The organism is Neobacillus phoenicis (assembly GCF_047302305.1).
In the GTDB taxonomy this organism is placed as follows: domain Bacteria; phylum Bacillota; class Bacilli; order Bacillales; family Cytobacillaceae; genus Neobacillus.
The window spans coordinates 3524753-3537675 of the sequence record NZ_CP154847.1 but is presented as its reverse complement, the minus strand read 5'-3'; the positions used below and the strand labels follow the sequence as shown (position 1 = coordinate 3537675).

At 38.1% G+C, this 12923-nt stretch carries 12 protein-coding genes; 8 read left to right on the top strand and 4 right to left on the bottom strand.

The features are described from left to right. Positions 1–5 precede the first annotated feature (5 nt). The 7 genes from flhB to AA0X95_RS18260 all read left to right on the top strand — a co-directional run bounded on the left by flhB (position 6) and on the right by AA0X95_RS18260 (position 7601). Entirely contained in the window at positions 6–1100 is a 1095-nt protein-coding gene (gene flhB, locus AA0X95_RS18290; protein WP_413300334.1) for a flagellar biosynthesis protein FlhB, read from the top strand. After that, entirely contained in the window at positions 1097–3130 is a 2034-nt protein-coding gene (gene flhA, locus AA0X95_RS18285) for a flagellar biosynthesis protein FlhA (protein ID WP_413300332.1), read from the top strand. The genes flhB and flhA overlap by 4 nt, the downstream gene beginning before the upstream one ends. Continuing rightward, on the top strand, positions 3127–4431 hold the full coding sequence (gene flhF, locus AA0X95_RS18280) for a flagellar biosynthesis protein FlhF (RefSeq protein WP_413300330.1): 1305 nt from the start codon (positions 3127–3129) through the stop codon (positions 4429–4431). The genes flhA and flhF overlap by 4 nt, the downstream gene beginning before the upstream one ends. Before the next feature lies 1 nt (position 4432). Next, positions 4433–5317 carry a MinD/ParA family protein gene (locus AA0X95_RS18275; RefSeq protein WP_413300328.1) on the top strand — a complete coding sequence of 295 codons (885 nt, stop codon included), beginning with the start codon at positions 4433–4435 and terminating at the stop codon, positions 5315–5317. Between the two features lie 12 nt (positions 5318–5329). Next, entirely contained in the window at positions 5330–5668 is a 339-nt protein-coding gene (locus AA0X95_RS18270; protein ID WP_413300326.1) for a hypothetical protein, read from the top strand. Between the two features lie 55 nt (positions 5669–5723). Next, positions 5724–6527, top strand: coding sequence for a sigma-70 family RNA polymerase sigma factor (locus AA0X95_RS18265; RefSeq protein WP_413300324.1), 804 nt, complete (start codon positions 5724–5726; stop codon positions 6525–6527). Positions 6528–6662: 135 nt separating this feature from the next. Further along, complete coding sequence (locus tag AA0X95_RS18260; RefSeq protein WP_413300322.1) at positions 6663–7601, top strand: manganese-dependent inorganic pyrophosphatase; 939 nt, start codon at positions 6663–6665, stop codon at positions 7599–7601. 54 nt (positions 7602–7655) lie between these two features. Here the strand turns inward: AA0X95_RS18260 and AA0X95_RS18255 are convergent, their stop codons facing one another. Beyond that, positions 7656–8201 carry a DUF3231 family protein gene (locus AA0X95_RS18255; RefSeq protein WP_413300320.1) on the bottom strand — a complete coding sequence of 182 codons (546 nt, stop codon included), beginning with the start codon at positions 8199–8201 and terminating at the stop codon, positions 7656–7658. Between the two features lie 173 nt (positions 8202–8374). Here AA0X95_RS18255 and AA0X95_RS18250 point away from each other — a divergent pair, with 173 nt between their 5' ends. Further along, a complete protein-coding gene (locus tag AA0X95_RS18250; protein WP_413300318.1) occupies positions 8375–9208 on the top strand; it encodes a CPBP family intramembrane glutamic endopeptidase in 834 nt (277 codons plus the stop codon). 28 nt (positions 9209–9236) lie between these two features. Here the strand turns inward: AA0X95_RS18250 and AA0X95_RS18245 are convergent, their stop codons facing one another. The 3 genes from AA0X95_RS18245 to AA0X95_RS18235 all read right to left on the bottom strand — a co-directional run bounded on the left by AA0X95_RS18245 (position 9237) and on the right by AA0X95_RS18235 (position 12828). Then, the gene (locus AA0X95_RS18245) at positions 9237–10004 is read right to left on the bottom strand and encodes a hypothetical protein (RefSeq protein ID WP_413300316.1); all 768 of its coding nucleotides are present in this window, start codon (positions 10002–10004) and stop codon (positions 9237–9239) included. Positions 10005–10425: 421 nt separating this feature from the next. Next, positions 10426–11247 carry a Cof-type HAD-IIB family hydrolase gene (locus AA0X95_RS18240; protein ID WP_413300314.1) on the bottom strand — a complete coding sequence of 274 codons (822 nt, stop codon included), beginning with the start codon at positions 11245–11247 and terminating at the stop codon, positions 10426–10428. A gap of 123 nt (positions 11248–11370) precedes the next feature. Beyond that, the gene (locus tag AA0X95_RS18235) at positions 11371–12828 is read right to left on the bottom strand and encodes an aldehyde dehydrogenase family protein (RefSeq protein WP_413300312.1); all 1458 of its coding nucleotides are present in this window, start codon (positions 12826–12828) and stop codon (positions 11371–11373) included. Positions 12829–12923: the final 95 nt, after the last annotated feature.

Below are 12923 nucleotides of genomic sequence, written 5' to 3'. Positions count from 1 at the left end.
GGAGGATGCTTCTTCGTTTAGATTTGCAACTATTTTCTGGGGAAAAGACGGAAAAAGCCACGCCAACTAAACGGCGGGAGGTTAGGAAAAAAGGGCAGATCGCGAAAAGTCCGGAGGTATCATCAGCTCTTACACTGCTTCTTAGCTTCTCGTTTTTTATGATTGGTGGAAAAAGTTTTATTGAAGGTTGCCTAAACATATATCGGCATAGTTTTCAAGAGTACTTGCTTTGGGATTTATCAATTTCTAGTACACAGCTCTTATTTAATCAATTACTGTTGGATGTTACCAAATTAGTTGCTCCCATTTTTGGTGTGGTACTTGTTGCCGGTGTAGTTGCAAACTACATGCAAGTAGGATTTATGTTCAATATTGAATCGTTAAAAATGAACTTAGGTAAGCTGAATCCGCTCGAAGGGGCGAAACAGATTTTTTCCCTCAGGGCAGTTGTCGAATTAATTAAATCCATTTTAAAAATCGTTATTACCTCAAGTATTGTATATATATTGATTTGGAAACAAAAAGACGAATTATTTTCAATAGGTGAAAAAAATCTTTATGAATCCGCTAGATTCATTGGCTCGCTAACGGTACAAATTGGAATAACGATTGCTGCTTGTTTAATAGTGTTAGCAGCTGCAGATTATTTCTATAAGTGGTTTGAGCATGAAAAGAAAATTCGAATGTCCAAACAGGATATAAAGGATGAACATAAGAAGTCGGAAGGTGACCCTTTAATTAAAGGGAAGAGGCGAGCGATGCAGCAACAATTATCCATGAATCGAATGATGCAAGAACTGCCTAAGGCTGATGTCGTTATTACTAATCCGACACACTTCGCTGTGGCTATAAAATATGATTTCGAGACAATGGCTGCCCCTGAAGTGATTGCAAAAGGAAAAGATCACATTGCTTTAAAAATCAAAGAAATTGCGAAAGAAAACAAGATTATGACCGTTGAAAATAAGCCTTTGGCTCGTGCTCTTTTTGCTTCGGTAGAAATTGGACAGCCAATACCAGAAGAATTGTTTAATGCAGTGGGGGAGATTTTAGCGTATGTATACTATCAAGAAGGTCGGCATAAGGGGATGATGGCATGAAAATAAAAGAGCTTTCCGTTTTCATCGTTGTTATTTTGATTGTTACGATGATGATTATCCCACTGCCAACAATACTATTGGATTTTCTATTAATCTTCAACATCTGTGTCTCATTGATGATTTTGCTGGTGGCAATGAATACAAAGGAACCATTGGATTTTTCCATATTTCCAACAGCTTTATTAATAACAACTTTATTTCGTTTAGCACTTAATGTATCAACCACACGTTCCATTCTATCAAAGGCGGATGGCGGGAAAGTAATCGAGACCTTCGGTTCCTTTGTAATAGGTGGGAATCCTGTTATTGGTTTTATTGTGTTTTTAATACTTGTCGTTATTCAATTCATTGTTATTACGAAAGGTTCCGAAAGGGTTGCCGAAGTTGCCGCTCGATTTACATTGGATGCGATGCCTGGTAAGCAGATGAGTATTGATGCTGATATGAATGCGGGGTTAATTAGCGAACAGGATGCACGTGCACGACGTAGAAAAATTGAGCAGGAATCTGATTTTTACGGTGCAATGGACGGTGCAAGTAAGTTTGTTAAAGGAGATGCCATTGCTGGTATAATTATCCTGATGATCAATGTTATTGGTGGATTTATCATTGGAATGGCTATTCATGGAATGGGATTTGCAGAGGCGGCAAGCACTTTTACTCTGTTGTCTGTCGGTGACGGATTAGTCAGCCAAGTACCAGCATTACTTATTTCTACCGCAACTGGTATCACAGTAACCCGTGCTGCTACTGATGGCAGCTTGGGATCAGATATTATGAAGCAAATTTTTAATTACCCTAAACTTCTCTATATTGTTGCGGGAACTATTTTTATGCTTGGGTTATTTACTCCAATAGGTCTTATCCTTACAATACCTGTGGCTGGTTTATTGGCGTTTAGTGCTTATACCATGCAAAAGAATGCACAAAAAGAAGAAATTCTAAATGAGCAAGTTGAAATGGAAGCAATGGAAGACGACATAAGCAATCCAGAAAAAGTAATTTCATTGCTTCAACTTGATACACTCGAGCTTGAAATTGGATACGGATTAATTCCATTAGCAGATCAAAAACAGGGTGGAGACATTCTTGATAGAATCGTCATGATACGTAGGCAATTTGCAATTGAATTAGGATTGGTCATTCCTACTATTCGGATTCGAGATAATTTGCAATTAACTCCGAACCAATATGTTCTTAAATTCCGTGGAAATCGCATTGCGGAAGGTGAGGTATACCTGGATCATTTCCTAGCAATGAATCAAGGAGCAGAAGACGATGCACTGGACGGAATACAGGTAATTGAGCCAGCATTTGGCCTTCCAGCAAAATGGGTTAGCTTGGAAGCAAAACAAATGGCCGAGCTAATGGGTTATATGATTGTGGATCCTCCATCCGTGATTGCCACTCATTTAACTGAGGTATTAAAACAATATGCGTACCAACTACTTCGAAGAGAAGAAACAAAGGAGTTAGTCGAAAACTTAAAAACAACTCATCCTAATTTGGTTGACGAACTGGTACCTAACTTACTATCAACCGGAGATATTCAGAAGGTATTACAGAACCTTTTACGAGAGCAAATATCTATTCGAGATTTAGCGGCTATCTTTGAAACTCTTGCTGATTACGCTGTTTATACAAAAGAACCAAGAGTGTTAACAGAATATGTTCGTCAGTCCTTAACACGACAAATTACTGAGCAGTACTCAGAGAACGGAATTATTAATGTTTTAACAGCTGGGGCAACATTAGAAAAAGGGATTTCGGATTGTATTCAGCAAACGGAAGCAGGAGGTTATTATCTTTCCATAGATCCACAGACCTCAAGAAGGATAACGGAAGTTTTACAGGAACAAATTGACCGGGTGGTGAAAGCCGGAGGCCTTCCTATATTCCTAACTTCTCCAAACATTCGGATGTATTTAAAACAATTTGTCGATAAAATTATGCCAACCGTGCCTGTTCTCGCTTATACGGAACTGGAACCTAATATTGAGATCCAAAGTATAGGAGTGGTGAATATATGAAAACAAAAAAAATCGTTGCAGATTCTATGCCACTAGCTTTAAAAATGGTACGACAGCAATTAGGTGAAAATGCGATAATCGTCAATACCAGAACGGTCAAAAAAGGTGGAGTTTTCGGCCTGTTCGCAAAACAAAAATTTGAAGTAACGGCTTATTCTATAGAAAAGGAAAGCCCTAGTGTCGACCCCAAATTTTCTCTAGAAATAAAGGATAAGCCAGAAAAACCGCTTCCAAATATAAATAAGTATGAAAGTAAAACTGAAGGGGAAGAAGGGAAACCATCTGGTTTCCACAAGAATCCTCAAGGGTTATATAATTATTATTCAAAAACCACTGGCGGATCAGAAAAGACAGAAGCACAAACACCAATTAAGTCCTCGGAAGCTGAAAGAAAGATTTCATCTTCTAGTAAATCTTTTGAAAATGAAGGGCCTTTGCTTGATGAACTGCTGCAAATGAAAAAAATGATGATGACCTTTATGATGAATGGCCAACAGGAAGATGCTTTACCTGCGGGGATGTCAAAATGGATAACTAGATTAAAAAAGCAAGGTGTTGAAGAGGAAGTAGTTTCGGAAATCATAAATCGTATCCTATTAAAGTATGAGTCAATTGTTGATTTAAGTGAGGACATCATGGAGAAGGAACTCCTTACCATTATCACAGGAATGATTGAAAAGAAATTACCCGTGTCAAATATGATTCATGAACGAACACGGATGATCAATGTAATCGGACCAACGGGCGTGGGAAAAACAACTTCTATTGCAAAACTTGCTACGGAGCAGGTATTAAAACAAAAGCGTAGAGTAGCAATGATCACGACTGATGTGTATCGGATTGCCGCTGTAGAACAGCTAAAAACATATGCTGGTATTTTAAATGTTCCTGTTGAAGTCGTTCGTACGGCAGATGAACTAGGTACTGCTCTTAAAAAACTGGAACATTATGACCTAATCTATATGGATACCACGGGCCGGAATTATAAAGAAGTGGAATACCGTGAATCAATTAATCAATTTTTAAATCATCCTCTTGAGAGTGACAATTATCTAGTATTAAGTATGACAACGAAGTTTGAAGATATGGAAATATTGTTGAATGAGTTTTTAGAAAGTCCTATTCAAAAACTGATCCTAACAAAATTTGATGAAACCTCCAGCTATGGTTCGATTCTAAATATAGCCTATAAATATCCTTATCAATTATCGTACATCACGAATGGACAAAGTGTACCTGAGGACATAACGACTGTCGATGCGACAATGCTTGCTAGATACTTATTAGGAAAGGAAAAATAAAATGGATCAAGCACAAAGTCTAAGAGAATATATGCATCGATTTAATGTACAGCAGGAAGAACAACATTCTGCACGTGTAATTACGATTACGAGCGGAAAGGGTGGAGTTGGAAAATCAAATTTCACTCTAAACTTTGCGTTAGGTTTAAATGCAGTTGGGAAAAAAGTGGTCGTGCTGGATTTAGATTTATCCACTGCAAATATTAATATCCTAATGGGAATCACGGCGCGGAATAGTCTAGCGGATGTTTTGCATCGGCAAAAATCTATATGGGATGTGTTAGAAAAGGGAACGGCTGGTATAGATTATATTTCAGGTGGTCTTGAGATTCAAGATCTTATGGAATTAGATCCCAATACATTAGCGTACTTTTGGAGTCAAATTCAGGAACTTCAAACCTATGCTGATTTTATTTTACTAGATACTGGTGCAGGGATCTCAAGAGAGCTTGTAGATTTTATTTTGGCTTCAGATGAAACAATTTTGGTTACCACTCCTGAACCAACAGCCATTGCTGATTCCTATGCTGTACTGAAAACTGTCATGCAGTTCACGAAACAAACTCCTATTGTTAGGTTAGTGGTGAACCGTGCTCAGTCCTATCGAGAAGCGGTTGATACATCAAGAGCAATAAAAAATGCGTCTAATAGTTTTTTGAAATTTAAATTGGTGACATTAGGGTTCTTAATGGAAGATGTTCATGTTCGACAGTCTGTGAGAGCTCAAATTCCATTTTTTATGTCCTATCCAAATTGTGAGGCTTCAAAAAACATTAAGCAAATTGTTTATTCCTTTTTACCAGAGTCTGATGAATCTTTAAATACGTCAAGCAAGGGGATCCGCAGTTTCTTAGAAAGAATATTCTCAAAAGGAAAATCATTATAAGAGGAGGATCCTATGGTATTAAATTGGAAAGTTAATACAATGCTGGGGTTGACCGCATTCCTCCTTACCTATTTATTTTCATTTACGAACAATACGTGGCAGACTGCCGTGTTCAGAGCAAGTATAGGTTTTGTAATCTTCTTTGTATTAGGGTATATTTTACGCGTTGTTTTAAATCAAATGAGTTTAAAAAAAGCCACTAGCCAAATTGAAATTCAAAATACGGGAGAGGCTAGTTATCTCGATTTAGAACTAGAAGTACTAGGGGAAGCCGTATTAGAAGAAGAATCACCATCTTTCCAGCAGATTCCCCTTACAGCTTTACACAATGGAAAAAATAAAGAAATCTGAGACAATAAGGTACACCATCCATACATGATTAACCTGAGACTAGGAGGGATAAACGTTGAATCCAAGTATTAAAGAAGGCATACCACACGATTTATTGTGGAGGACCTATCGTGAAAATCATGATTCAAGGTCACAGGAAAAACTGGTCAAACAGTACATGTATTTGGTAGAGCAAATGGCTAATCGAATGAGTCTAAGTATCCCACAACGTATTATTCCGAAAGAGGACTTAGTTGGGTTAGGTTATATAGGCTTACTTGAAGCAATAAAGAAATTTGATTATAAAAAGGGATACCAATTTGAAACATTCGGCCTATGGAGAATAAAAGGTGCCATGTTAGACGGTATTCGTCAGATGGACTGGGTTCCACGAGGTTTAAGAGACAAAGCCAAAAAACTAAACAGTGCTTTTCGGGAGTTAGAGCAAAATTTGATGAGGTCTCCCTCTGAAGAAGAGCTAAGCCAATATTTGAGCATTCCACTGGAAGAAGTTGACCAAGCAATGGCTGCCTTATCAGTGTCCACTCTGCTATCACTTAATGAACCGTTGAATTCCAACGAGGATGATGGGAAACAACAAAGTCGGATGGATCAGATTAAGGATGATAGCTTTAGCAATCATGATCGAGGGTTACAAATGGCAGATTTCAAGCAAATGATGGCTGCATGTATAGATAAAATGCCAGAAAAAGAGAGATTAGTCATTTCATTATTATATTATGAGGGATTAACTCAAGTAGAGATTTCAGAAGTCTTGAATCTTACAAAAGGAAGAATCTCTCAAATACATTCACGAGCGATTTTACGTTTAAGACAAAGCTTTGAAGCTAATGGTTATTCTTTGGATTCCTTTTTATAGAGATGTAGGATATATTGTGTTGAGGGGCAGTTTTTGTTTTGAATCCTTTAACAGAATAATATATAATTTTTGATGGGGTCATTCCCATCTGTTTGGGTTTGTCCTACATAATTTCATACGATTAGGAGTAGTAACATGGAAAAAGTACTTATTTTCGGTCATAAAAATCCCGACACAGATACGATTTGTTCTGCTATTGCATATGCAGATTTAAAAAAACAATTAGGCATGGACGTTGAACCAGTTCGCCTAGGTCAAATTAATGGTGAAACACAATATGCTCTTACTCAATTCAATGCTGAGACACCTCGTTTAGTAGAAGCAGTGGCTGCTGAAGTTAACTCCGTTATTTTAGTTGACCACAATGAGCGCCAACAAAGTGCTAACGATATCACTGATGTTCGTGTATTAGAAGTAATCGACCATCACCGTATTGCAAACTTTGAAACAAGTGATCCGTTATACTACCGTTGTGAGCCTGTTGGATGTACAGCAACGATTCTGAATAAAATGTATAAAGAAAATGGGAAAGAAATTAAGCCTGAGATTGCTGGTTTAATGTTATCTGCGATTATTTCTGACTCTTTATTATTCAAATCTCCAACTTGCACGCCAGAAGACGTGGCAGCAGCACGTGAACTTGCTGCAATTGCTGGAGTTGATGCGGAAAGCTACGGACTTGAAATGTTGAAAGCAGGGGCAGATGTGCGGGACAAATCAATCGCTGAACTTCTAAGCCTTGACGCAAAAGGCTTTGAAATGGGCTCAAGCAAAGTGGAAATCGCGCAAGTAAACGTGGTTGACACGGCTGATGTGCTTGCTCGCCAAGCGGAATTAGAAGCGTCTATTTCTTCCATTATCGAAGAAAAGAACCTTGATTTATTCTTGTTTGTTGTAACAGATATTTTAACAAATGATTCTGTTGGTTTAGCATTAGGAAGCAAGGCAGCTGCTGTTGAAAAAGCATACAATGTCTCGCTTGCAAATAACACTGCGATACTAAAGGGCGTTGTTTCTCGTAAGAAGCAAATTGTTCCTGTGTTAACAGATATCTTTAATAAAGGTGAATTTTAATATTTACTAAAAAAACCGCTTATGCCGGAAGATGTTGGCATGAGCGGTTTTTGTTTAGTTCGGCGAACCTGGTGGATAATAATAGGGAGGGACCTTTAGCCATTCACGTTCACGCATCAATTTTTTTAGCGAAGAGCCATACTTAAATATTTCAAATTGTATTTCAAAAAACATCTTGCAGGCATCATTTCTTACACAGATAGCTAGTCCTTGACCTAAAAGTGTAATCTCTGCTGCAACCTTAGCTGATACTAGGTTTACTAGCTCTTCATCTGTATATTTTACCCCAAGTGGAACAGCATTCGGATCTGATTTGGGTTTATCCTCTGAGGAGGGTGGTAATGGAATACCTTCATTTATAAAAAAGGTACGCAAGCGATTGCTTACGTCTTTGGCGGATTGGTGTCCATTCGTAAAGGCATGAATCAATTGATCATCCGTTGTTGTATTTAGCCCTAACTCAAAAATCATAATACCTTCTTCTACTAAGGTAAGTAACAGCCAAAAGTGGGTTACTTCTCCAATATGTAAGGGGTTTTTTCTCTCATCGTCTGCCATTGGTGCAAAAAGGTCTTTTAAGGATTCGAATATATTGGTCACAGGCAGCCTCCTTTGATTTTTATCAACATATATATTTTGGTCATTTATTTGGGATTTTATTTCCAAATTATTTTTAAAAGATGAAAATTAGATTGTTGCAAATTCCCTTTTTTTCCATAATATTCATAGGTATAATTTAATTAGTAATGATTAAGGGGGAAAAGTGAGAACAAATGAAAAATAAATCACTGTTGTATTGTGTAAGTGTATTGATTGTAAGCTGGGGATTTACTCTTTTACTTTTTCAAAATGAGGAGCAGGCGTTAAAGTCTTTCGCGCTAGTAATGTTTGCGCCGTTAGTTGTTGCTATTATTTTTAATAGAATTCCAGCTTTAAAATTGGCTTCAGATGTAAGGTTTTTAAAGGGGCTTAGGCTATCCTCTTGGATATTTGGGTTATTTTATCCTATTGTCATTGTATTAGTAATTGCTGTTCTGAATTTGTCTTTTGGAATTAGTGATTTGAAAGAGTTATCTTCAAGTGATGTGAAAAAACTGGTGACTGTCATTGCCACATTCATCCCTGCACTATTAAGTGCATTTGGTGAGGAGGCAGGTTGGAGGGGGTATTTATTGCCTTCCTTGGCTGAAAAATATAGCCATATGAAAGCGACGGTTATTACTGGGGTGGTATGGGCTCTATTCCACATACCGGTAGTATATTTGCTGGCAAAAGTTCAGCATGTACCAAATCCAGCTTTAGTAACGCTTGTTCAAGCCGGTGCCGCATTTGCGATTTCGTTCGCATTTGCTTATATCTTTTTCAAGACAAGAAGTCTCATTCCAGTGATTCTGCTTCATGCATCTTGGAATTTATTTAATCCGTATGTGTTGGGGAATATCTATACAAATGAAACCGGTATCTTAAAGGGGAATCTTTTTATCCAAAACGGTGAAGGTGTAATGGGCTTGATTGTGTTAATTATAACCTGTATCTTCTTTGCCTATCGGGTTAAGCAGTTGGAGACGACTCAAGGGCAAGCTGGCAACATTGGGCCGTCAGTGTAATGAGTAAATAAGAAGGTTCACCGCTATCTTAGTCTAGCGGTGAACCTTCTTCTTGTTTTTCATCCTTTTTATGATTCAATAAGAAGAACGTTAACGGTTGGTCCGAGCCAGTCATTAATTTGTAAACATAGGAAGAAGTGAGTTTATAGCCGTCATCGATTTTTTCTGCGAGGTAATTGGTCCGTTCAAATAAGATGGAACGGATATGGTTCACTTGCCGTGCAATTTTGTCTAGTAGTGCTTCCTGAGTATCCAGCCGTTCTAACACGCCACCATGAAATTCCTCTTGTTTCGTGATTTTTTCCGCCGTTTCTTTTTGCAATTCTAATTGTTCCTGCATCTTTAAGGCAAGCTGCTGGTTGGCTTCTTCATTTCGTTCCAACCTGCTGACAATTTCCTTATAGCTTTTGTTTAACTGACTTACTTGGTCCGTTAAAGATGACCTCGACACGGATTCCTTTTCTAACAGGGTCTCTAGCTGTGCATTTTTTTCATGAATGGACATCAAACTTTTCATCATTTGGTCTTCCATGTCCTTTTGCTGCAGGTTGCTGTTTTTCAAATCATTTAGCTGATCGTCGACCTTTTTCCACTGTATATCTTGTGCTTCCTCTTGATGGATGGTACGAACATGCAGGTTGTTCAGAGCCTGTTTGAGTGTTTTATTCGCTTTTTCCTGTTCATTCATTAGGTCGGTAAGGAAATCCCGCCGTGAATAAACTTGATTGGGTTCCTTAAGTTTGTGGTTCGTTTTAAAAACATCCGGATGATCATTCTTATTGATGAATAGTCCCATACCTCTCTCCGCCTTTTTTATTTTTACTTGTAATAGCTTATGCTTGGGGAGCGGAAGTGGGGACAGACTTGGGCTAGGCTACATTTAGTAAAAAACGCCCAACTTTTTGAGGAAGTTGAGCGTTTTTTATGATTTTTGATGGGTGTTTCTATATGAATTTTGTAGATATCTACACAAAAATGATAGATATCTACAAAATTATGATTTTCTTTATAAATGATTTTTGGAATTCTACATAAAATCGAAAGAATTCTACACGAATTTAGAAGAATTCTACATAAAATCAATGGAATTCTACATAAATTAGCAATAATTCTACACAAAATTGAAGGAATTCTACAAATTTACGAGTTATTCTACAAATCTTGTAAAAAAATACCAATTTCCATAAACAACTGCCCAAGATACCACCATAAAACGATTAAACCAGCATGGCACCCTTCAAGACAAACTTCTCAACAACCTTCGCAACCCCATCATTCATATTCGTATCGGTCACATAGTCCGCTTTTTCCTTAATATCATCAGGCGCGTTGCCCATTGCCACGCCAAGACCCGCAAACTCAATCATCGCCAGATCATTATAGCTGTCACCCATAGCAATGACTTCTTCACGAGTAATCCCAAGCTTACCAATCAATTGATTTAAGCTTGTTCCTTTTGTTACACCTTCCTCGGTAAACTCTAAAAAGAACGGCTTCGAGCGCATGACACTAAGCTCACCAGCAAACTGCTCTTGCAGCTTTTTTTCAACAATAGCAAGCTTTTCGGGCTCCTCAAGCATTAATACTTTAACCACCGGTTCATTAACAGACTCTACAAAGCTATCCACCTCAAAAACTTCCAGGCCGGTAATAGCAGCTTCCACATCTGTATATTGATTACCAGCTTCAGTCACAATATAGTCACCAACATACGTGTGAATCCAAACATCTTCACTACGACTTACTTCATATAAATTGTGAACCATTTCTGGTGACAGGGTACTGCTAAACAGCTCTTCACCCGTTTGGCAGTTTGTAATTTTTGCACCATTAAAAGATAGAATAAAACTACCATAGTCTTTTAAACGTAATTCTTCAGCAATATCAAGCATTGCGGAAGTTGGACGCCCAGATGCTAGAACTACCTTAACTCCAGCCTCTTGTGCATCCATTAACGCTTGTTTGGTACGTGGAGAAATCGTGTGGTCATCCTGTAATAATGTATCATCTAAATCTAGTACAATCATTTTATATGTCATTCTTGATGAATCCTTTCTATACTGTATTTCCCTCATCATCTTACTATAAGTCTAGGAAAAAAACTCATAACAATTGTAGGAAAATAAAAACAAGGTGGACTCAAAGCCACCTTGTTTTACAAATTAAAAAGGATATTGACGATTAGTAGTTTGGACTGAAACCCATTTCGTAACAGTAAATTCTTCAACAACCCACGGATTACCAAACCTTCCTAGACCGCTTGCCTTGTTTCCACCAAAAGGAATATTCGGTGCATCATTCACCGTTTGGTCATTTACATGTGTCATACCGCTATCGATTTGCAGGGCTAGTTCTTCACCGCGAGCTAAGTCGCTGGTAAAGATCGCAGAGCTTAAACCATAGGCAGTGTCATTAGCTATTTCAATCGCTTCATTATCGGTTTCTGCTTTAATGATGGTAGCAATAGGAGCAAATAATTCCGTTTGTGCTAGTTTGCTGGAATTATTAACGTTAGTAAATACATATGGCGTAAGGACATTCCCAACACGTTCTCCTTCTAGGGCAACAGTTGCACCTTCTTTTTTCGCGTCCTCAATGTACTGAAGAGCTTTGACTAATTGTGTTTCGTTAACTAACGGACCAATGACCGTATTTGGATTACTTGGATCGCCATATGCAAGAGCCTTCGCACGAGCAACAAATTTTTCAACAAATTCATCATACTTATCTTGATGAACAATGATTCTATTAATAATCATACAAATTTGACCTTGGTGAATAAACTTTCCAAAGATTGCAGCATTCACTGCTTGGTCCACATCCGCATCCGATAGGACCACAAATGGGCAGTTGCCGCCCAATTCAAGAGCGACACGCTTTAAGTTTTGACCGGCAATGGCGCCGATATGTCTTCCAACCGCAGAGGAACCTGTGAAACTGATGAGCTTCGGAATAGGGTTCGTTAGCATTCCGTCTCCTATTTCATCAATATCAGTTAAAACGACATTCAAGACACCCTTTGGCAAGCCGGCATAATCAAATGCTTTTGCAATATAGGAACCACCTGAGAGGGCCACTTGAATATCTGGTTTGTGTACCACACTATTTCCTAATGCAATGGCCGGAGCGATGGTTCTCATCGATAGATTCATAGGAAAATTGAATGGTGAAATAGAGGAGATGACCCCTAATGGCAAACGATAAATATGATTTAATTTTTCCGCAGACCCTGGTATTTCTTTTACTTTATAAATTTCATCTGCATATTTGATTGATTCCTCTAAAAATTCCAATGTAAGGTGGTGTTCAACATTAGCCTTTAAAACGGTACCGCCCGTTTCTGTTACGATAGTATTGACAATTTCTTCACGATGATCCTTTAAGTATTGAGCTGCCTTTTCAAGCACAGCACGTCGTTCCTCAACCGTTGATTTCCCCCATGCTTTTTGTGCTTCTTTTGCCGTTTCAAAGGTTTCATCAAGCTGTTCTCTTGATGCCAAACGAACGGTAGTGACAACTGAACGGTCATATGGATTTAAAATATCAATAGAGCGGCTGCTTTTTCCTTCAGTCCATTCTCCATTGATATAACTCTTGTTTAATACACTAATTGTTTGCATATAAAGCTCCCCCTAATCTTTTGATAACGCTTTCAACAAACGCATGTAATAAATAGTGTGTATTTAACTGGATAGTTAGAATTATACCAACAGCA